The 19,459-nt window shown below is 61.5% G+C and carries 20 protein-coding genes; 5 read left to right on the top strand and 15 right to left on the bottom strand.

The window, feature by feature from the left end:
• Window positions 1-72: 72 nt before the first annotated feature.
• The 3 genes from LG409_RS17355 to LG409_RS17365 are packed head-to-tail and all read right to left on the bottom strand — an operon-like array spanning window position 73 to window position 1,625.
• The gene (locus tag LG409_RS17355) at window positions 73-381 is read right to left on the bottom strand and encodes an urease subunit beta (protein ID WP_189463598.1); all 309 of its coding nucleotides are present in this window, start codon (window positions 379-381) and stop codon (window positions 73-75) included.
• A gap of 23 nt (window positions 382-404) precedes the next feature.
• The gene (gene ureA, locus LG409_RS17360; RefSeq protein WP_016915359.1) at window positions 405-707 is read right to left on the bottom strand and encodes an urease subunit gamma; all 303 of its coding nucleotides are present in this window, start codon (window positions 705-707) and stop codon (window positions 405-407) included.
• A gap of 33 nt (window positions 708-740) precedes the next feature.
• On the bottom strand, window positions 741-1,625 hold the full coding sequence (locus tag LG409_RS17365) for an urease accessory protein UreD (protein ID WP_189463599.1): 885 nt from the start codon (window positions 1,623-1,625) through the stop codon (window positions 741-743).
• A gap of 326 nt (window positions 1,626-1,951) precedes the next feature.
• Between LG409_RS17365 and LG409_RS17370 the strand changes: the two genes are divergently transcribed.
• From LG409_RS17370 to LG409_RS17380, 3 genes are all read left to right on the top strand, one after another.
• Window positions 1,952-2,290 carry a hypothetical protein gene (locus LG409_RS17370; RefSeq protein ID WP_096921856.1) on the top strand — a complete coding sequence of 113 codons (339 nt, stop codon included), beginning with the start codon at window positions 1,952-1,954 and terminating at the stop codon, window positions 2,288-2,290.
• Between the two features lie 192 nt (window positions 2,291-2,482).
• On the top strand, window positions 2,483-2,878 hold the full coding sequence (locus tag LG409_RS17375) for a DUF2946 domain-containing protein (RefSeq protein WP_227407263.1): 396 nt from the start codon (window positions 2,483-2,485) through the stop codon (window positions 2,876-2,878).
• A gap of 260 nt (window positions 2,879-3,138) precedes the next feature.
• Entirely contained in the window at window positions 3,139-4,503 is a 1,365-nt protein-coding gene (locus tag LG409_RS17380; protein WP_227407264.1) for a PepSY-associated TM helix domain-containing protein, read from the top strand.
• A gap of 21 nt (window positions 4,504-4,524) precedes the next feature.
• On the opposite strand, the gene LG409_RS17385 is transcribed toward LG409_RS17380, so the two are convergent.
• Both LG409_RS17385 and LG409_RS17390 read right to left on the bottom strand, forming a co-directional pair.
• The gene (locus LG409_RS17385; RefSeq protein WP_081193388.1) at window positions 4,525-5,070 is read right to left on the bottom strand and encodes a copper chaperone PCu(A)C; all 546 of its coding nucleotides are present in this window, start codon (window positions 5,068-5,070) and stop codon (window positions 4,525-4,527) included.
• An 18-nt stretch (window positions 5,071-5,088) separates the two neighbouring features.
• On the bottom strand, window positions 5,089-6,453 hold the full coding sequence (locus LG409_RS17390; protein ID WP_039178596.1) for a diguanylate cyclase: 1,365 nt from the start codon (window positions 6,451-6,453) through the stop codon (window positions 5,089-5,091).
• A 211-nt stretch (window positions 6,454-6,664) separates the two neighbouring features.
• On the opposite strand from LG409_RS17390, the gene parS reads away from it, so the two are divergent.
• Together parS and LG409_RS17400 are read left to right on the top strand one after the other, a co-directional pair.
• Window positions 6,665-7,114, top strand: coding sequence for a type II RES/Xre toxin-antitoxin system antitoxin (parS, locus tag LG409_RS17395; protein ID WP_039178599.1), 450 nt, complete (start codon window positions 6,665-6,667; stop codon window positions 7,112-7,114).
• Window positions 7,111-7,575, top strand: a complete 465-nt coding sequence (locus tag LG409_RS17400) for an RES family NAD+ phosphorylase (RefSeq protein WP_227407265.1) — start codon at window positions 7,111-7,113, stop codon at window positions 7,573-7,575. Before parS ends, LG409_RS17400 begins: the two co-directional genes overlap by 4 nt.
• Before the next feature lie 16 nt (window positions 7,576-7,591).
• On the opposite strand, the gene urtE is transcribed toward LG409_RS17400, so the two are convergent.
• The 10 genes from urtE to LG409_RS17450 all read right to left on the bottom strand — a co-directional run bounded on the left by urtE (window position 7,592) and on the right by LG409_RS17450 (window position 19,402).
• On the bottom strand, window positions 7,592-8,299 hold the full coding sequence (urtE, locus tag LG409_RS17405) for an urea ABC transporter ATP-binding subunit UrtE (RefSeq protein ID WP_227407266.1): 708 nt from the start codon (window positions 8,297-8,299) through the stop codon (window positions 7,592-7,594).
• A complete protein-coding gene (gene urtD, locus LG409_RS17410) occupies window positions 8,299-9,135 on the bottom strand; it encodes an urea ABC transporter ATP-binding protein UrtD (RefSeq protein ID WP_016915368.1) in 837 nt (278 codons plus the stop codon). The genes urtE and urtD overlap by 1 nt, the downstream gene beginning before the upstream one ends.
• Entirely contained in the window at window positions 9,132-10,274 is a 1,143-nt protein-coding gene (urtC, locus tag LG409_RS17415) for an urea ABC transporter permease subunit UrtC (RefSeq protein ID WP_016915369.1), read from the bottom strand. Before urtC ends, urtD begins: the two co-directional genes overlap by 4 nt.
• A 6-nt stretch (window positions 10,275-10,280) precedes the next feature.
• Entirely contained in the window at window positions 10,281-11,888 is a 1,608-nt protein-coding gene (urtB, locus tag LG409_RS17420) for an urea ABC transporter permease subunit UrtB (protein WP_227407267.1), read from the bottom strand.
• Between the two features lie 80 nt (window positions 11,889-11,968).
• Entirely contained in the window at window positions 11,969-13,321 is a 1,353-nt protein-coding gene (gene urtA / locus LG409_RS17425; RefSeq protein WP_096921849.1) for an urea ABC transporter substrate-binding protein, read from the bottom strand.
• A gap of 341 nt (window positions 13,322-13,662) precedes the next feature.
• Entirely contained in the window at window positions 13,663-15,162 is a 1,500-nt protein-coding gene (locus tag LG409_RS17430) for a tripartite tricarboxylate transporter permease (protein WP_227407268.1), read from the bottom strand.
• 49 nt (window positions 15,163-15,211) lie between these two features.
• On the bottom strand, window positions 15,212-15,694 hold the full coding sequence (locus tag LG409_RS17435; RefSeq protein ID WP_039178620.1) for a tripartite tricarboxylate transporter TctB family protein: 483 nt from the start codon (window positions 15,692-15,694) through the stop codon (window positions 15,212-15,214).
• A 91-nt stretch (window positions 15,695-15,785) separates the two neighbouring features.
• A complete protein-coding gene (locus tag LG409_RS17440; RefSeq protein ID WP_227407269.1) occupies window positions 15,786-16,781 on the bottom strand; it encodes a Bug family tripartite tricarboxylate transporter substrate binding protein in 996 nt (331 codons plus the stop codon).
• A gap of 154 nt (window positions 16,782-16,935) precedes the next feature.
• A complete protein-coding gene (locus tag LG409_RS17445) occupies window positions 16,936-17,664 on the bottom strand; it encodes a response regulator (RefSeq protein WP_227407270.1) in 729 nt (242 codons plus the stop codon).
• 43 nt (window positions 17,665-17,707) lie between these two features.
• Window positions 17,708-19,402: an ATP-binding protein gene (locus tag LG409_RS17450; protein WP_227407271.1), complete on the bottom strand. Its 1,695-nt coding sequence runs from the start codon at window positions 19,400-19,402 to the stop codon at window positions 17,708-17,710.
• Window positions 19,403-19,459: the final 57 nt, after the last annotated feature.

The following is a 19,459-nucleotide window of genomic DNA, read 5'->3' on the forward strand; positions in this document are numbered from 1 at the left end:
GTCATCGTCTGTGTGACCAGTCACCCAGACGATGACCGCCCTACCGTCGGTTGTTCTTTATTAATCCGTTGGCTAATCGAGCGGCCCCATCACATCGCCACGGAAGCCGTAGATTTCCCGCTTGCCGACGAACGGAATCAGCGTGACTTCGCGGGTTTGGCCGGGTTCGAAGCGGATGGCGGTGCCTGCGGCGACGTCCAGCCGGTAGCCACGGGTTTTATCGCGGTCAAACACCAGCGCCGGATTGGCTTCGGCAAAGTGGTAGTGGGAACCTAGCTGAATGGGGCGGTCGCCGGTGTTGGCCACCTCTACGGTGATGCGTTCGCGGCCCGCACACAGCTCGATATCCGCTTCGTGCAACTGATACTCACCGGGAATCATGGCGCTCTCCTAGCGGTGGACGGTTAGTTGATAGGGGTGTGGACGGTGACCAACTTGGTGCCATCGGGGAAGGTGGCTTCTACCTGCACTTCATCGACCATCTCGGCCACGCCTTCCATGACATCGTCACGGGTGAGGATCTCGCGCCCGTAACTCATCAGGTCGGCGACGCTGCGGCCGTCTCGTGCGCCTTCCATGATTTCAAAACTAATCAGCGCCACCGCCTCGGGGTAGTTGAGTTTCAGGCCGCGCGCCTTGCGCCGCTCGGCGAGCTGGGCGGCCGTGAACAGCATCAGCTTGTCTTTATCTCTTGGGGTCAGTTCCATGGAGTGTCTCCAGCATCATCGAGGTGTTGCCAATCAGGTTAGCCAAATACGCGGGGTATGCGCATCGCGTTCGATCCAGCGCGGGCGTAGTAGCTGCCAGGCATGTTCACACAGGGCCCAGGCTTCGTTTCGGGATGCACCTAAATAGCGCATCAGCAGTACGCCATGGCGTTCCGTCACTGCCCAGCGGGGGTTATCCGGCAGCGCCTCGCGCAGTGCTTCGATGGCCGCTGGGGCATCATCGAGCCCCACGGCCCACAGCGTGGCCTGCACCGTCGCGCCGCCCTGCCCCCAGCGGCCCACGAAGCGCGGGTGTGCAGGGTCCAGCGGCTGGCGCTCCAGCCATAGCGGCTTGCCGTCCAGGGTCAGGCGGAAGTGCTGCTCGATCTGCCCGGAAACGTAGGGTAAATCGCTGGCCGGGCGGCCAAGCGCCATCACTTCCCAGCCCAGGCAGCGGGCATCACCGTGCAGCGCGATATGGGTGCGCTGGTGGCCCTTTGAGCCGTCAAAAGCGATGGTCTCCTGAGGCAGCCACTCCAGGGTAGCGCCCGCCTCCACCGTGAGTTCGGTGAGCTGGGTCCAGGCGACCCCTTGGCTGTCGGCTTTGTAAAGCTTGTTGGCAGCGGGCGTGGTGAGCAGCGCGTGGGCGCCGCGCTCTACATGGGCACGGATGGTCAGCGCATCACCGCTCACCAGCCCGCCGGGCGGGTGCAACACGTAAACGTGGCACGCTTCCTGGCTGCCTTCCGGGTAGAAGGGGCGCTGCACGCGTAGCGGCCCTTGGTGGCGCGCCTGCACTAATCGGGTCACGCCATCGCGGTTGGCAAAGCTCAGGGCCAGCGAGGCGGCCCAGCGGCGCTCGGCGTCAAAGCGGTGGCCGGAACCAGCAGCGGGCAGGGCGAGTTCGCTCAATATCATGGGCGCTGTCGCTTCCTTGTGGATAAATCATTGGCTTACAAATGCAAGGAATGCGCCAAAATGGTGAAAAGCGATACTTCCTAGTCGCTGCGGGTACCCGCTCGTCACATTGCGGAGAGACTCGGCCTCTCAAAGCACCAAAAGAGATCACAAAAAGATCGACTTGCACCAAATTAGAACAACACGACGATAAATAAAGTGCCTGGAGGTGCTCCTCCCGTCACCCATCGTTCTTTGCTTAAAATACCCATCATGCTTTGCTTAAAAATAAAAGGCTGAGGTAAAGTCAGCTAATTCGCCATTACGCGCCCTCGAGAACAACAACCATGACCCTATGCGCTCGTCTATCTGCCGCGTTTTTATTCGGCCTGCTGAGCACTCATGTCGCCGCACAATCGTTACCTAGTGGCGCGCTTCAGGAGGGCACTCTCTCTAACCAGCAGTTGATCCAGGATGCGATGCTGGGCGTGGCGGCCAAAGTGGCCACGCTGGGTTGCCAGCAGCCTGAGTCGTTTCAACCTTACGTGCTGGCGATGCCTCAAGGGAGTGAGGGTGCTCGGTATTGGCGAGAGCTGTGGGTGGTTCAGGGCTGCCATTCGGAATTTCCTGTCGAAATCCGCTTTAGTGAGGCAGGGCTTGGGGCAGCCAACTACACGATTGAGTAACGGTGGGTTTGGCAGTGGTGTAGAGCTTTTGGCGCCAGGAAACATACAGGATGACGCGTCAATTCACCGCATAAGGGTCCGTCAACCACGGGACTCTTTCCGATACTATGATCCCCGATACGATGACTTCCGATACGATGACGCCCTTGTTTCGTCAAAACGACCATGAAGCCCACCATGCGTAACCAGTAGATGCATTACTTCCGCTCAGCAGACTCTTTTTGGTATCGCGCAGCGCTTTATCTGGCGTTCGTCGCGATCTACCTGCTGTTTGCCGGGCCGCTGCTCTCCCAACTGCAGGCATCTCACGCGTCAGGTCATGCCCACCATGACGAGCATGCCTTGTGTCTCAGCCACTCCGACCCTACCCCCTCCTCTTCACACGCACTGAAGCACTGGCACCACCAGTGTGATTACTGCGGTGTCTGGCAGCAGTCACCCTCGGCACCCAACCACCTTCCCGCCATTGGCAGCAGGGCGTTTATCGATGCGTCGCCATTGCCAAGCACGTTCTCCCAACGGACGGTGGTGTGGCTCGATTACCCCCACGCGTGCCCTCGTGCTCCCCCCTTGCTGCAGGCCAGTTAACCCCATGACTGCGCGGGGTAGGCACGCTTAGAGGGTGTTTACAAATGTCACGAGCGACGGTCAGGCAAGGCGAAATCAGCCGAAAAAGCGGAGTTTACGAGGTGTAAATGAGCATTTTGAGGCTGATTTCAACGCCGCATGGCCTAGCGCAGTAGTTTGTAGACACCCTCTTAGTGCCTTGCCTACCTGTTACCCAGTGGCAACGCCTCCTCCGGGAGGTGTCGCTGCTCGCCGCTATGCAGCGGCTCTGGAGCACTCACATGTCGACTATTTCCGCATCTCCCCCGGCGCGCAAAGCCGCGCTGGATCTGTATCGCGCCGTCTGGCGATGGCACTTCTATGCCGGGCTGCTGGTACTGCCCTTTCTGATCACCCTCTCCCTGACAGGCGCCCTGTACCTGTTTCGTGATGAGCTGGATGCCGTGATTCACGCCGACCTCAAACGCGTAGCAGTACAGGAGGCCGCCCAGCCCCCCGCCGCGCAGGTCAGTGCGGCACTGCAGGAGTACCCAGGCACGGCGGTGAAATACACGTCCCCCGCCACGCCCGACAGCTCGGCAGAGATCACCGTCAACACGCTGTCTGGCGAACGCCTGGCGGTCTATGTGAACCCTTATACCGCCGAGGTACTGGGCTCGCTGGACGACCGGGGCACGGTGATGTGGACCGTGCGCTACCTGCATAGCTTCAAGTTCTTCGGACAAACCCCGCGCAAGCTGATCGAGATAGCGGCGGGCTGGTCGATCCTGCTGGTCGCTACCGGGATTTACCTCTGGTGGCCGCGCCAGGGCAGCGGCGGCGTGGTGAGCGTGCGCGGCAAACCCAAAAGCCGGGTGTTCTGGCGTGACCTGCATGCGGTGCTGGGGATCTTTATCGGTGGGTTTATCGTGTTTCTGGCCATTACCGGCATGCCGTGGTCGGGCGTCTGGGGTGGGCAGGTCAACCAGTGGGCCAATGGCAACAACTTCGGCTACCCCTCGGGGGTGCGCGTGGAAGTGCCCATGTCCAATGCTTACCTGAGCGATCAAGGCATCACCAGCTGGTCGCTGGAGCAGGCCCAGGTGCCGGAGTCCAACCCACCGGCGGCGCCCACTCCCCGCCTTGGGCTGAACAGCATCGTGGCCATTCTGGATGAGCTGGGGCTGCAGCAGGGCTATGTCGTCAACCTGCCCACGACGGCAGCAGGGGTCTACACCGGCTCCATCTATCCGGATGACCTGGCCCAACAGCGGGTAATCCATCTCGACCAGTACAGCGGCGAGCCGCTGATCGACATGAGCTACGCCGATTACGGCCCCTTGGGCCGCTGGCTGGAGTTCGGCATCAACGTCCACCTGGGTCAGGAGTTTGGCCTGGCCAATCAGCTGCTCCTGCTGGCCGTCTGTCTGGCCATCATCGTGATGTGCGTGGCGGCAGGTGTGATGTGGTGGAAACGCCGCCCCTCGGGCGCCATGGGCGTACCGCCCCTGCCTGCCGACACGCGGGTATTCCGCGGGCTCATCGCCCTGCTGGTCATCGGCGGGCTGCTGTTTCCGCTGGTTGGCGCGTCGCTGCTGGTGATGCTGGTCATCGACTGGTGCATCGTGCGGCCGTTGCAGGCCCGGCGTCTCGCTGGCGCTGGCTAGCGAGACGCCCGTTTCCAGCACCTAGTGGGTGTGGGAATGCGAGTGTGTGTGGCCATCCCCGTGGTGGCCACCTTCCGGCGATTCACCTGCCGGGAACACCTCGAGCGTGATGTCCACTGGCTCGGCATGGCGAAACTCCAGTGTCACAGGAATCGCCTGCCCTTCGACGATGGGTGACGCGAGTTCCATGAACATCAGGTGCAGACCACCCGGCGCCAGGGTGACGGTTTCACCGGCCGGAATTTCAATACCACCAGGCAGTTGTGCCATGCGCATGACATCGCCATCCATCTCCATGGTGTGTATTTCCACCCGCTCGGTCAGCGGGCTGGAAGCACTTACCAGAGTATCGTCGGCATTGCCCTGATTGGTGATCGTCACGAAACCTCCCCCAGCCCCCGCCCCTGGCGGCGTTGCCCGACTCCATGGCTGGCTGACCACCATATCCGGTGCATGCCCAGGAGCCACTTCGTGGTGTTCACCACCGTGGTGCGCCGCAAGCAGAGGGGCTTGCAGCATGATCATGGCACTCGCCAACGCGGTACCCAAGGTCAAACGGCGTATCATTGGATGAACTCCCTGTTTTCAATTGACGCATACCACACGGTTACGTCCACTGCGTTTTGCCTGATAGAGCGCCTGGTCGGCGCGCTGCATGGAATACTGGTAATCCGGATGGCCGTCGTGCAACGTGAGCCCTACGCTCACGGTAACGCTCAGCAGTGTATCCGCCGTCGCCAGCATCGGCTCTTTGGCCACGGCCTGGCGTAGCCGCTCGGCGAACAGGCGGCTTCCGTCCGGGTCCGTATCCACCAGAACAATCAAGAACTCTTCACCGCCCATCCGAAACACGTAATCGCCGCCTCGGGTAGAGCGATCCAGAATGCTGGCGACCTGTTGCAGCACGTTATCGCCCGCATCATGGCCGTGGGTATCGTTGATCGACTTGAAGTGATCGATGTCCACCATGAGCAAGGCAAAACACTTCTCCGAGCGCCGGGCCAACTCGATTTCACGGTTCAGCACCACCGACAGAAATTTACGGTTCAGCAAGCGAGTGAGGCTATCGCGGCCCGCTTCGAGCCCCGAGGCACGGTCCAGAATATCGTCCAGCAGCATCAGGATCGTGCGCGCCGCGTCCCGAATATGGCTCAGCGCGGCCAGGCGCAGTGCGCTGTCGGCATCCGTCAACTGCGCCATCCATTGGTCGTCCACCAGATGGATATGTCGCGAAATGACGGCAATCTCCGGCGCGCCTTCGAAAGCATGGCACGCCTTGTGCAAATACCACAGGCCAAATTCGGAGCTGGCCAAGCGGGGCAAGGCGCTGGTCTCCTGCTGCGCCGCCACGGCAAACATCAGCGCATTTTCCCAGTTGAGCAGCGCCGCCCGCTGCCGTTCGCGCTCATCGCCGATACTCTGGGTGAGCGAAAAAAGCTTGTAGGCTTCTTCGGTGCGCGCATGGCGATTATTGGCCACCGAATAGGCATGGCTCATGATCTCCATGGCCATGTCGATATGGTCAGAAACGTACACGGCCGCCTCGCCCGCCGACAGCGGCGCATGGATCGAGCGATTGATCTGTTCGTAAAACACCTGCTTCAGCTGCCGGGCACCGCTCAGCACCAGGTTTACCGGGATGTCGATGCGCGCATGTATCTGGCCTATTTTCTCCTGGTGCTCTACCAGCGCCTCGAGATCCGCGTGCTCGACGGCAAACATGGCACTGAGCCAACGCTGCATGGAAGGATGCAGGCGTTTTTCGACCTGCTCGTTGGAGAGAAACAGCGAGGCATGGGGGTCATCCAGCATGACCCGGTAAAAGTGTTCGGCAAACGGCGCCTGGTGGGCATGGGCCAGCTGCTCGACGGCTTGGCGCAGCGCCACCGGCGTACGCTCCAGCAGCGTCAGCCACTCGGCAGCCAGCTGATGTTTATCCTTGTAGCGCATACCCCACCCGATGACCTTTGCGGAAAACGACCATGTTACACATAAACAAGGTGAGTCAATACGCACCCAAAGCAGGATTTTGGGCCTTTTGGTGCGGTTTGTGGCGCTAACTTCATCGTTCACTCACCCAGAGTCAAGCGCTGCCTTGACGCGGAGCCCAACCTCGAATATACCATTTGATATAGAGGCAACATATCAACAGGAACTCCCGATGGCCGCTACCTTCTCCCAATATCAACCCACCAAAGCCGTGGCCTCCGGCTATTGGCAGCAAATTGGCCTGCCTGCGCGAGGGCGTAAACTGCATGAGCTGCTGCATGAGGGGGTGGAGTACCGGGTCTACCCAAGGCTTGCCAAGGTGTCAGGTATCGAGCAGAAGGCGCTGGCGCGCTATGTGGATATCCCTTCTGCCACACTGAGCCGCCGCGCCAAGTCAGGCCGCTTCAAGATGGCGGAAAGCGACCGGCTGTATCGCTTTGCCGAGCTTTTCAAAGCAGCGCTGGACCTGTTCGAGGGTGACGCGGAGGGTGCCCGCGCCTGGCTGCTCAAACCCAATGCCGGGCTAGGCGGACGTCGCCCCGTCGAAATGAGCGCCACCTCGGCGGAGTACCAGACGGTACTAAACCTGATTGGACGGTTGGAGCACGGGGTGTCGGTATGAGCGAAGTCACCGCTTTCCGGCTGGTGAAGCGCAAGTTTCAGGAGACAGCGTTTGATGGCGATGGCGCACGGCTTTACGGCGGGCGCTGGAACAGCCCAGGCAATGCCTGTGTGTACGTAGCCAGCTCAGAGTCGTTGGCGCTGCTGGAAATCATGGTGCATCTGGAAAGCTATCGGCTGCTCAATGCCTATGCGCTGCTGCGACTGACGCTGCCCAAACAGAGCATTTTGAGCGTTGGAACGGAAGATTTACCCGAAAACTGGCGGGAAGCGCCAGCACCTGCGGAAACCGCCGACCTGGGCGATGGCTGGCTAGCCTCCGGCCAGAGCCTGGCGCTGGCCCTGCCCAGCGTGGTGGTGCCGAGAGAGCTTAATTACATGCTCAACCCGGCCCACCCCTTGTTCGAGCAAGCCGTTGCCAGCGCCGAGGAACTGCCGTTTCAACCCGATCCACGGCTGTAAACCGGGTGTGGATAACTCAAACCGTCAAATGCTGTTTGATCAGCTCGTTGGAGAGTTCGCTGATATCGCCTTTGGCCACCGGGCGGCCGCGGTCCATGATCACGAAGCGGTCGGCGTATTTGCGAGCAAAGGGTAGCTTCTGCTCGACCAGCAGCACCGTCAGGCCGTCCTCTTTGATCAGTTGGCGAATCACCTGACCAATCTGGGCGACGATATTGGGCTGAATGCCCTCGCCGGGCTCGTCCAGAATCAGCAGTTTCGGTTCGATCACCAACGCGCGGCCAATGGCGAGCTGCTGCTGTTGCCCACCGGACAAATCGCCGCCACGGCGGTGTTTCATCTCCTTGAGCACCGGAAACAGCTCGTAAATGCGCTCGGGAATTTTCTTCAGCCCGTCACCTCGGGCGGCAAGCCCTGTGCGCAGGTTCTCCTCCACCGTCAGCAGCGGGAAAATCTGCCGCCCCTGGGGCACGAAACCGATGCCCAGGCGCGAGCGCGCCTCCACGGCTTTTTTGGTGAGTTCGATCTCGCCATCATTGCCCTGGTAGCGCAGCTGGCCGCTCTTCACCACCACTTCCCCCATGATGGCTTTCATCAGGGTGGTTTTACCCACCCCGTTGCGGCCCATCACGCAGGTGCACTGCCCGGCGGGTACCTCCAGGTCCAGATCCCACAGGGTGTGGCTTTCGCCGTAGAACTGGTTCAACTTGTCGACGGTCAGCATCAGGCCATCTCCTCCTCGTCCGCGCCCAGGTACACTTCGACCACTTTCGGGTCATTGGAGACCTGATCCATGCTGCCTTCGGCCAGCACGCTGCCCTGGTGCAGCACGGTCACCTTGCGCGCAATCGAGCGTACAAAGCCCATGTCGTGCTCCACCACCACCACCGACTGTTTGCCAGCCAGCCCCGTAAGCAGCTCGGCGGTGCGCTCCATCTCCTGCTCGGTCATCCCGGCCACCGGCTCGTCCACCAGCAGCAGGCGCGGGCGCTGCATCAGCAGCATGCCGATCTCCAGCCACTGCTTCTGGCCGTGGGAGAGAATCCCGGCGGGCTGGAAGCGCAGCGCGGTCAGGCCGATGGTGTCCAGCACGTCGTCGATGCGGTCGCTGATCTCGCTGGTCATGCGGGCGGTCAGCGTGGGAAAGATGCGCTTGTCGGCGGCCATGGCCAGCTCCAGATTGTCGAACACGCTGAGCGCTTCGAACACCGTGGGCTTCTGGAACTTGCGGCCAATGCCGAGGCTGGCGATTTCCGGCTCGTTCATTTGCAGCAGGTTATGGCGGCTGCCGAACCAGACGCTGCCCTGGTTGGGGCGGGTCTTGCCGGTGATGATGTCCATCATGGTGGTTTTACCGGCCCCGTTGGGGCCGATGATGCAGCGCAGCTCGCCGTCGTCGATGGTCAGGTTGAGGTTATTGATGGCCTTGAAGCCATCGAAGCTCACCGTCACGTCTTCCATGTACAGAATCGGGCCGTGGCGAACGTCCACCGGCGAGGCTTCCCCCGCCATGAAGTCGAACACTCGGTCGCGTGCTTTCAGCGATTGTATCAGGCTCATGCTGCAGCCTCCGTAGGCGGTTGTTCGGCTTTGCGACGGCGCTTCACGTGGCTCAAAAGGCCCGCGACGCCCTTGGGCAGGAAGACCGTGACCAGTACGAACAGCGCGCCCAGGGCAAACAGCCAGGCGTCCGGCATGACCCCGGTAAACACGGTTTTGGCGTAGTTGACCAGAATCGCCCCAATGACGGCACCGTACAGCGTGGCTCGCCCACCCAGTGCTACCCAGAGCACGATTTCGATGGAGAACAGCGGCGAGAATTCGCTGGGGTTGATGATGCCTACCTGAGGCACATAAAGCGCCCCCGCCAGGCCCGCCAGCATGGCCGAGACCACGAACACGAACAGCTGGAAGCGTTCGACCCGGTAGCCGATGAAACGCGTACGCGCTTCGGCATCGCGGGTGGCCACGCACACGCGGCCCAGCTTGCTGGTGACAATGGCACGGCACAGGATGTAGCCCAGCGCCAGCGCCACCCCAGTGGCAATGAACAGCCCCAGCCGCGTGTCGTTGCTGCGCAGGTTGAAGCCCAGCAGCTCACGGAAATCGGTGAGGCCATTGTTGCCGCCGAAGCCCATCTCGTTGCGGAAGAAAGCCAGCATCAGGGCAAACGTCAGCGCCTGGGTGATGATCGACAGATACACCCCGGTCACCCGCGAACGGAACGCCAGGAAGCCGAACACCAGCGCCAGCAGGCCAGGGGCCAGCAGCACCATGGCAAAGGCGAACCAGGCCATATCGAAGCCCAGCCAGTACCAGGGCAGGCTGTCCCAGTTCAGAAACACCATGAAGTCGGGCAGAACCGGATGGCCATAGGTGCCACGGTCGCCAATCTGGCGCATCAGGTACATGCCCATGGCGTAGCCGCCAATGGCGAAGAACGCCCCGTGGCCCAGGCTCAGAATGCCCAGATAGCCCCACACCAGGTCCACCGCCACGGCCAGCAGCGCATAGCTCAGGTACTTGCCGAACAGGTTCACGGTGTAGGCGTTGACATGCAGCGGATGCCCTTGCGGCACTGCCACGTGCAGTACGGTGACCAGCACCAGGGCGGCCAGCAGCACGCCGAGAAAGAGCTGAGTGGCCCGTTCGCCGAACGGGCGGAGCAGCCAGAACCGTTGAGAAGATGATGTCATCATGATGGGTTAGCCCTCCGCAGCCCGGCCCTTCTGCGGGAAGAGTCCACGCGGGCGTTTTTGAATGAACAGGATGATGAACACCAGCACGATGATCTTGGCCAGCACGGCACCCGCCCAGGGCTCCAGCACCTGGTTGATGATACCCAGTGAAAGCCCCGCCACCAGCGTGCCCCACAGGTTACCCACGCCACCGAACACCACCACCATGAACGAGTCGATGATGTAGTTCTGGCCCAGGTTGGGGCCGACGTTGGTGAGCTGCGACAGCGCCACACCGGCCAGCCCCGCCACGCCGGAACCCAGCGCGAAGGTCATGATGTCCACCCGAGTGGCCCGGATGCCCATGGAGCGTGCCATGGCGCGGTTCTGGGTCACGGCGCGCACTTCGAGCCCCAGCCGCGTGCGGCGCATGATCAGCATCAGCCCGGCAAACACCACCAGCGCAAAGCCGAGCACGAACATGCGGTTGAGGGTCAGCGAGAGCGCATCGTTGATCACCAGCGAGCCGCTCATCCACTCGGGCGTCACCACGGTGCGGTTGAGCGGAGAGATCACCGTGCGCACCAGCTGCTGCAGAATCAGGCTGATGCCGAACGTGGCCAGCAGCGTTTCCAGCGGGCGGCCCTTGAGGAACTGGATCACGCCCCGTTCGATGGCAATGCCCACCAGGGCGGCCACCATGAAGCCCGCCGGAATGGAAAGAATCAGCGCCAGCCCCGGCTGGCCCGGCAGCAGTTGCTGCATCATCCAGGTGGTATAGGCGCCCAGCATCATCAGCTCGCCGTGGGCCATGTTGATCACACCCATGACGCCAAAGGTGATGGCCAGGCCGATGGCCGCCAGCACCAGTACCGACCCCAGGCTCAGGCCAAAGTAGAGCGTTTCGAGGCCACGATTGATCTTGAGGTTTTGTTCGATACTGAGGAGCGCCTCTCTGGCCGCGTCGGCAACCACCGGGTCATCGCCATTGGCCGCGCGATTGAGCGCCACACGGGCACGCGGATGCAGACTGCCACGCAGCGCTTCCACGCCTTCCATCTGGCCCGCTTCGGTTTGATAAATGGCCAGTGCCTGCGCTAACCGGCGCTGCACCTGGCTATCCTCTTCTTCGGCAATCAGCGCTTCCAGAGGCTCGGCCAGCGTCTCGTCCACTTCGCCCAACAGGCGCTCGGCGGAGGTACGGCGGCGTTCCACGTTGGGGGAGTAGAGATCGACCACGGCGATGGCGCTACGCAGTTGGTTGCGCAGGGCGTTGTTGATGCCGATGCGGTTGAGGTCGCGGCGGGACATCTCACCCAGCGGCGCTTCGGTCAAGGCATCGGCCACGGGCCAGTCACGCCCGGTGTTGTTCAACACCACGACGAAGCGACCCTCGCTGGTACGCTGCAGGCGGCCATCGAGCAAGGCTTGCAGCCAATCTCTGGCGCGCTCGTCGTCGCTTTGCAAAATGGCCGTAATCGCGTCGCCTTTGGCGCGGAAGTTCTCCACGTCCAGCGCTTCCAGCAGCGCCAGTGCCGCGTCGTCATCAGAAGGTGTGGTGGGGGTTTGTGCCTGCGACAACGTCGCCATGCTGAGCAGCAACAGACACAACACCCCAGAAAGGAAACGCCTCATGGGGTTCTTCCTTTGGTCATCATCAATGGGGAGAGGTAGCGTGCTCCCTTGCCGCGACGGGTCGCGGCAAGGGAAGAGTGTTACTCGGCGAGTGCCGCTTCGGCTTCTTCTGCTGCGGTGCTGCCACCGCACGAACCGTTGGCGACGTTGAAGTTGCCGCAGCGCATCGGTGCACGCCAGTCAGCAATCAGGTCGCGAGAACCCGGCAGGAAGTCCGACCAGGCATCGCCTGCCACGGTGGACGGCGTTTGCCAGACGATATCGAACTGACCGTTGTCCTGCACTTCACCGATCAACACCGGCTTGGTGATGTGGTGGTTGGGCATCATGGCGGCATAGCCACCGGAAAGGTTAGGCACGGTCACGCCGATGATCGCATCTTTCACCGCGTCCACATCGGTGGTGCCTGCCTTGCGCACCGCTTCGGCCCACATGTTGAAGCCGATGTAGTGGGCTTCCATGGGGTCGTTGGTGACCGCTTCTTCATCGCCCGTCCAGTCGATCCAGGCGTCGATGAAGTCGTAGTTGGCGTCGGTGTCCACGCTCATGAAGTAGTTCCAGGCGGCCAGGTGGCCCACCAGCGGCCCGGTATCGATACCGGACAGCTCCTGCTCACCCACCGAGAAGGCGATGACGGGAATATCCGCAGCATCGATCCCCTGGTTGGCCAGCTCACGATAGAACGGCACGTTGGCATCGCCGTTGATGGTGGAGACCACCGCCGTGGGTTTGCCCTCTTCACCGAAACGACGGATTTCAGAGACGATGTTCTGCCAGTCCGAATGGCCGAACGGGGTGTAGTTGACCATGATGTCTTCTTCGGCCACCCCGTGCTCATCCTTCAGGAAGGCTTCCAGAATCCGGTTGGTGGTACGCGGGTAGACGTAGTCGGTGCCGATCAGCGCGAAACGCTCGATCCCGACTTCGTTGATCAGGTACTCCACCGCAGGAATGGCCTGCTGGTTGGGTGCCGCGCCGGTGTAGAAGACGTTCTCGGAAGACTCTTCCCCTTCGTACTGTACCGGGTAGAACAGCAGGCCGTTCAGCTCTTCGAACACCGGCAGTACCGCCTTGCGGGATACCGAGGTCCAGTTACCGAACACCACGTCTACCTCATGCTGGGCCAGCAGCTCGCGGGCACGCTCGGCAAACAGCGGCCAGTTGGAAGCGGGGTCGACCACCACGGCTTCCAACTGACGCCCCAACAGGCCACCGGCTTCGTTCTGCTGGTCGATGAGCATTTCGACGGTGTCTTTCAGAGTCGATTCGCTGATCGCCATGGTGCCGGAGAGGGAGTGCAGAATACCTACCTTGATCGGGTCGTTGTCCTGGGCAACGGCCTGAGCGCTGGCGCCCATGATGGCGGCGGCCAGGGCGGCCGTGGCGAAACGGCCAAGGGTACGAGGGTGTGTCTTGCGTTGCGATGTGGTCACTTGAACCTCCTTGCACCCCTTGGAAGGGGCTTGTTATAGGCGCGTTGAGCGGGCATTCACCCGCCGTGGGCTAATCCACCTTTCACACTGCAAGGGGTGCGCCAGATTGAATCAAAGCCTATTAAGACAATGACAATCAGACAGTTAGCGATACTCAAAAAAAACCGCATTGCGCCAGACGCACTAACTCAGGGCAAGCCGAGAGGCGCCATGCACAGTTGTCATGCACCAGCAAAGCGCCTTGCACCAAAGAAGGGTACACGCACACAAAGAAGCGCCCGGGGTTTCCCCCGGGCGCTGACAACGCCAAAACTCACTCCATCACACCACGCAACAATCGCTTATTTGGCGGCCATGGCCTTCTGCTTGCGGCGCTTTTTCAGCAGCGGCATGCCCAGCGACAGGGCCGCAATGATCAGCAGCGACAGTGAAATGGGCTTGTCGATGAAGATGGACCAGTCACCGCCGGAAATCTGCAGTGCGCGGCGCATGGACTCTTCCATCAGGCTGCCCAGGATCAGCGCCAGAATCAGCGGCGCCGTGGGGAAGCCGAACAGGCGCAAGCCCAGGCCGATCAAACCGAAGCCCAGCAGCAGCAGCAGGTCGAAGACGCTGAAGCTCATGCCGTAGACACCGATCATGCAGAAGATCAGGATCATCGAGAGCAGCAGCGGACGCGGCATATCGAGAATCTTGGCAATCAGCGGAATCAGCGGCAGGTTGAGTACCAGCAGGAAAATATTACCGATGTACATACTGGCAATGACCCCCCAGAACACGTCCGGGCGCTGCTCCAGCATCATGGGGCCAGGCGTCACGCCCATGACCAGCAGCGCACCCAGCAGCACCGCCGTGGTGCCCGAGCCAGGCACACCCAGGGTCAGTAGTGGTACGAACGAGCCGGTACAGGCGGCGTTGTTGGCCGCTTCGGGAGCTGCCACGCCCTTGATGTTGCCCTTGCCGAAGGTGTCACCATCCTTGGCCAGGCGTTTTTCCATGCTGTAGCCCAGGAAAGAACCAATGGTGGCACCGGCCCCCGGCAGTACGCCGGTAAAGAAGCCCAGTACCGAGCTACGGCTGATGGGGCCTGCAATTTGCTTCACTTCACTGCCGCTCAGCTTGAGCGAACCGATGGCGTTACGCGGCACTTCCTTGCCACCGCCCCCACGCAGCAGCATGTAGAACACTTCCGCCAGGGCGAAGATACCCAGCGCCACGACCAGGAAGTCGATGCCGTCGAGCAGCTGAATCGAGCCAAAGGTGTAGCGCTCGGTGCCGGTTTGCATGTCGATACCGACGATCGAGATCATGATGCCGATCACCGCCGCAATCAGGCCCTTCACCAGCGATTTGTCCGACAGCGAGACGACCGCCGTCAGGCCCAGCACCATGAGCGCGAAATATTCGGGTGGCCCGAAGCTGACCGCCACCTTGGAAAGCAGCGGTGCCACCAGCATCAAGAAGATGACCGAGACCGTGCCGCCGATGAACGACGCGTAGGCGGCAATAGCCAGCGCCTTCCCCGCCAATCCCTGCTTGGCCATGGGGTAGCCATCGAAAGAGGTGGCGACCGTGCCCGCCACCCCCGGCGCATTGAGCAAGATAGAAGAGGTCGAGCCACCGAAAATGGCCCCGTAATACACACCCGCCATCAGAATCAGGCCTGATGCAGGCTCCATTGAGAAGGTGATCGGAATCATCAGCGCCAGGGCACTGATCGGGCCGAGGCCCGGCAACATACCGATGATGGTACCGGCAAACACACCGGCAAAGACGTAAGCGATATTGATGGGCTCGAGCGCGATGCCAAAGCCGTACATCAAGTTGTTCAAGGCATCCATGGGCGTATCTCTCTTAAAAAACTACGACAGGTGCGTGGGCACGGCGTATTCAGAACGGCAAGAGGCCAGTGGGCAGATACACATCCATGACGCGCGTCATGGTGAGATACAGCGCCAGGACCACCCCCAGCGAAGCCGCCAGGTTGATGCCATGGCGACGGTAGCCGTAATAGGCCGTCAACCCCGTGCACAGCAGCGTCGATGCCAACACGAAGCCCAACGGCACCAGCAGGAAGGCATAGGCGGCGATGGCCACGGCGGTGATCACGACCCGCGCCCAAGGCGTGAACAGCAGCGGGCCGTTGGTGGCCTCTTCGTCGATCTCGTCAGCGCCTGCCAGCGGTACCGGTTTTTCAAAGAAGAGCAGCCCTGCTAGCAATAACAAGGTAATTCCCAGCACTTTTGGAAACAGGTCTGAATCCACCGGGCGCGGCAGAGGAAAGGTTGGAATTTGCCAGGCCATTGCTAGATAGGCGGCAGCTAGAAGCGCCAGCACGAGGGCCAGCCACTGATTAGTGTTCAATCGAGTCATGGGGAGTCTCTCCGAAGGCGCAGATTGCGCTTACGGTCACAGGCAGTGACCCCGGGCCTGGCTGGCCCGGGGCAGCACGGTGAAGCGGGGGTTATTGAGCCAGCAAGCCCAGGTCGCTCAGGACACTGCTGAACTGTTCTTTCTGCTCATCCAGGAACGCGCCAAACGCTTCGCTATCCTGGTAGGCATCGATCCAGCCCAACTGGTCACGCGCCTGCTGCCAGCCATCGGTTTCGAGCATTTCTGCAAACAGGTCTTCGTAGTAGGCCACGGCTTCGGCAGGCATGTCAGGGGTACCCATCACGCCACGCCAGATATCGAAGGTGTAGTCCACACCCTGTTCCTGGTACGTGGGCACGTCGGCCAGGGCGCCGCCCAGGCGCTCAGGGGCAGATACGCCCAGCGCACGCAGTTGGCTGCCTTCGCCCAGCTGGCCCACGGACTCACCCGCGCCAGTAATGACCGCCTCGATATGCCCCCCCATCAGGTTGGTCATGGCATCGCCACCACCCGAGAAGGGAATATAGTTCACCGTAGAGGCATCGAGACCCGCCGCAGAGGCCAGGCCAGCCACCGAAATATGGTCCATCGAGCCCGGCGCACTGCCGCCGCCCACGCTCAGGCGCGGGTTCTCTTTCAGCGCGTCGAACAGGTCATTGATGGTCTGATATTCGGAATCCGCTGACACCAGAATGATGGAGTAGTCGGTGATCAGACGCGCCACCGGCGTGAACGCCGTGTGGTCGTAGCGCGAAGCACCCGCCAGCGGCACCAGGATGATGGGCGGGCTGGTGGCGAACAGCTTGTGCGGGTTACCGCTGTCACGGGCGATTTGCGCCCATGCCACGGCACCGCCGCCGCCAGGCACGTTGATAGCCGCAAAGTTACGGTCTGCCAGCTGCTCTTCCTGCAACACGCGAGAAACGGTACGCACCAGCGTATCCCAGCCACCGCCTGGGTTGGCAGGCGCGACGAATTCGATGGAACGGCTTGGGGTCCACTCCTGGGCCTGTACGCCAGTGGTCATGGCGAGGGCTGCCAGAGGCAGAGCAAATACAGCGGCGCGCTTGAAGGAAAGCGAGATCATGGGCGTTCTCCACAGTCAATTATGTTGTTATGCGCGGTGATCGACACGCGGCAATTGTGGTTACACCGCGAACGTTAGAAGACAGCCACCTTTCAGGACAAGCTTGTGACCATAAACGACAAATTGTTCTTTATGGTCGTTTTGTTCATTTTGTTCACGCATCGAGCCAGCCGTGATCGCCCTTCAATAAGCGGTAGCGCCGCTCGGGTCGCCCGACATCCCCGTAACCCAGCTCTGCGCCTACGGCCTGCTCGGCCACGAGAAACTCCAGATAGCGGCGTGCCGTAGAGCGGCTGGCGCCCATGGTACGCGCCACCTGCATGGCGGTCAGGGAGCCGCTGTCTGCTGCCAAGGCTTCCACCACACGGCGCAGGGTCAAGCGGTCGATGCCCTTGGGCAAGCTGCGCTGAGGGGCGCGTGCAGGCTCGCTGGGCGTCACCCGGGCCAGCACATGGTCCAGCTCGTCCTGGTTCAGCTCGGCGCGGTTGGCCAGCGCCTCCCGTTCGCGCCGAAAACGTGCCAGCATCTGGTTCATTCTTGCCGCTTCGATGGGTTTGATCAGGTAGTCGAACACCCCGCCACGCAGCGCCTCGCTGATGGTTTCCACCTCACGGGCCGCCGTCACCATGACGATATCCACGTGCACATGGTCGCGGCGAATCGACCACAACAGCTCCAGCCCTTCCACGTCGGGCAGGTAGGCATCCAGCAGAATCAGCTGTATTTGCGAGGCGTGCTCGGCCATCAGCGCTTTGGCTTCGCTGCCGTTGCGCGCCATGCCCACCACATAAAAGCCGTCGCTTTGCTCGATGAAGGCGCGGTGAATATCGGCGATGCGGAAATCGTCTTCGACGACCAGAATGCCGTATTGCGTCGCAGACATGCGTCATCCTCTTGTTAACGTCGTTATTATGAGTGTGAACCGTTTAGCCTGGTGGGCCGGGTTCATCGCTGCGGGCGCACAGCGAGCGGTCCAGCACGGCAATGAAACAGGCGCCCCCCAGCTCGCTCTCTTCCAGGGTGATCGCGCCACCGTGCTGACGACACAGCCGCTCCACCAGCGCCAGACCAATGCCGCGGTGCTTGCCGGTCTTGGTCGAAAAACCCTCCTGGAAGATCGACCCGGCGTGCTCCGCAGGGACCCCTGCCCCATTGTCTTCGACCTCGACCAACAGCTGTTCGCCCAAATCGGTGAAGAACAGCCGTACCTTGGGCTCGCTGGCGTGGGGGCCATTCAGTGCCGCATGGCAGGCATTATCCAGCAAATTGCCCACCACGCTCATCATGACCTCTTGCCCCGTTGGCGTCAGCGGGCAGGAGAGCGAGCTTTGTTCGTCGATTTCCAGCGCCACGCCCAGTTCACGGGCGCGGGTCAGCTTGCCCAGCAGCGTGCCGCTCAGCACCGCATCGGCCACATGGCGCATCAGGAAGTTCATCTGTGCCTGGGCACGCTCGGTTTCCTGATGAATCAGGGCCAGCGCTTCCTCGATGCGCTGCAACTGCAGCAGCCCGGAAATGGTGTAGAGCTTGTTGGAGAACTCGTGGGCCTGGGCGCGCAGCATGTCCACGTCGCGGCTGGCCTGGGTCAGCGCCTGGGAGAGGTCGATGATTTCCCGGCGGCTACGGAAGGTGGCCACGGCGCCTTCGATCTCGCCCTCGTGAATGATGGGCACGCGGTTGACCACCACCGGGTGATCCCCCAGCCACATTTCCTGGTCGAACTCCTGCTCACCGTGTCTGAGCACTTCCAGCAGGCGGGAATTGGGCACTACCTCGCGGATGGGCTGCCCCAACAGCACGTGCTCGTCGGGCAGCTCCAGAAAACGGCGTGCTTGCTGGTTCACCAGGGTAATGTGGCCATCCCGATTGACCGCCAGAATGCCCTCGTGAATCGATTGCAGGATGGCTTCCTTTTCCATGGCGAGACGGGCGATTTCGTAGGGTTCGAGGCCGAGAATGATTTTTTTGAGATGCTGCGACAGCCAATAAGCGCCGGCAAACCCGAGCACGATCATCATGGCCACCAGCATCCAGCCCAGTTTGGTGTAGCGCGCTACGTCCATGTCCACGCGATCGAGCATGAAGCCGACGGAGACCACGCCGATGATGTTGCCCTCTTCATCCCAAATCGGCGTCTTGCCGCGCATGGCGGTGCCCAGGGTGCCGGTGGCTTCGGACACGTAGGATTGACCATAGATCAGCGCTTGATCATTATCATCCCCCACCATGCGCTCGCCGATGCGCTCGGGCACCGGGTGGGAGTAGCGTATCGACTGGGCGTTGCCCACCACCACATAGCGCGCGCCCGTTTCCTGGCGCACCCGCTCGGCCAGCGGCTGAATGAAGTGGGAAGGCTCGGGCGTGGAGAAGGCATCGACGATTTGCGGCATGGCCGCTACGGTCTTGGCGACCGCCAGCGCCCGCTCACCCATTTGATAGGTGATGATGTCGGCTTTACGGTAGTTCAGGTAGGTCCCTTGGGCCAGCAGCATACCCGCCAGCAGCAGGCCCACCAGGATCATGACCTGCAAGCGAAAGCTGCGTTTGTACCAGCGTCGCTTGGCGCGCGTGCGACGCCAGCGCTGCAGTTCGGCCAGGGTGCGTGGGCGGGGCTCGGTCATAAGGGAACTCGTGATGCGCAAGAGCGTCATTATGGCACGCACCGCCAGGCGGCGTTA

Origin of the sequence: Halomonas sp. NyZ770, assembly GCF_020616575.1 — a bacterium.
Lineage (GTDB): Bacteria > Pseudomonadota > Gammaproteobacteria > Pseudomonadales > Halomonadaceae > Vreelandella > Vreelandella hamiltonii.

Coding starts and splice junctions, on each gene's coding strand:
- LG409_RS17355 (WP_189463598.1), bottom strand. CDS start 381: ATGATTCCCGGTGAGTATCAGTTGCACGAAGCGGATATCGAGCTGTGT.
- ureA (WP_016915359.1), bottom strand. CDS start 707: ATGGAACTGACCCCAAGAGATAAAGACAAGCTGATGCTGTTCACGGCC.
- LG409_RS17365 (WP_189463599.1), bottom strand. CDS start 1,625: ATGATATTGAGCGAACTCGCCCTGCCCGCTGCTGGTTCCGGCCACCGC.
- LG409_RS17370 (WP_096921856.1), top strand. CDS start 1,952: ATGACCCTATGCGCTCGTCTATCTGCCGCGTTTTTATTCGGCCTGCTG.
- LG409_RS17375 (WP_227407263.1), top strand. CDS start 2,483: ATGCATTACTTCCGCTCAGCAGACTCTTTTTGGTATCGCGCAGCGCTT.
- LG409_RS17380 (WP_227407264.1), top strand. CDS start 3,139: ATGTCGACTATTTCCGCATCTCCCCCGGCGCGCAAAGCCGCGCTGGAT.
- LG409_RS17385 (WP_081193388.1), bottom strand. CDS start 5,070: ATGATACGCCGTTTGACCTTGGGTACCGCGTTGGCGAGTGCCATGATC.
- LG409_RS17390 (WP_039178596.1), bottom strand. CDS start 6,453: ATGCGCTACAAGGATAAACATCAGCTGGCTGCCGAGTGGCTGACGCTG.
- parS (WP_039178599.1), top strand. CDS start 6,665: ATGGCCGCTACCTTCTCCCAATATCAACCCACCAAAGCCGTGGCCTCC.
- LG409_RS17400 (WP_227407265.1), top strand. CDS start 7,111: ATGAGCGAAGTCACCGCTTTCCGGCTGGTGAAGCGCAAGTTTCAGGAG.
- urtE (WP_227407266.1), bottom strand. CDS start 8,299: ATGCTGACCGTCGACAAGTTGAACCAGTTCTACGGCGAAAGCCACACC.
- urtD (WP_016915368.1), bottom strand. CDS start 9,135: ATGAGCCTGATACAATCGCTGAAAGCACGCGACCGAGTGTTCGACTTC.
- urtC (WP_016915369.1), bottom strand. CDS start 10,274: ATGATGACATCATCTTCTCAACGGTTCTGGCTGCTCCGCCCGTTCGGC.
- urtB (WP_227407267.1), bottom strand. CDS start 11,888: ATGAGGCGTTTCCTTTCTGGGGTGTTGTGTCTGTTGCTGCTCAGCATG.
- LG409_RS17430 (WP_227407268.1), bottom strand. CDS start 15,162: ATGGATGCCTTGAACAACTTGATGTACGGCTTTGGCATCGCGCTCGAG.
- LG409_RS17435 (WP_039178620.1), bottom strand. CDS start 15,694: ATGACTCGATTGAACACTAATCAGTGGCTGGCCCTCGTGCTGGCGCTT.
- LG409_RS17440 (WP_227407269.1), bottom strand. CDS start 16,781: ATGATCTCGCTTTCCTTCAAGCGCGCCGCTGTATTTGCTCTGCCTCTG.
- LG409_RS17445 (WP_227407270.1), bottom strand. CDS start 17,664: ATGTCTGCGACGCAATACGGCATTCTGGTCGTCGAAGACGATTTCCGC.
- LG409_RS17450 (WP_227407271.1), bottom strand. CDS start 19,402: ATGACCGAGCCCCGCCCACGCACCCTGGCCGAACTGCAGCGCTGGCGT.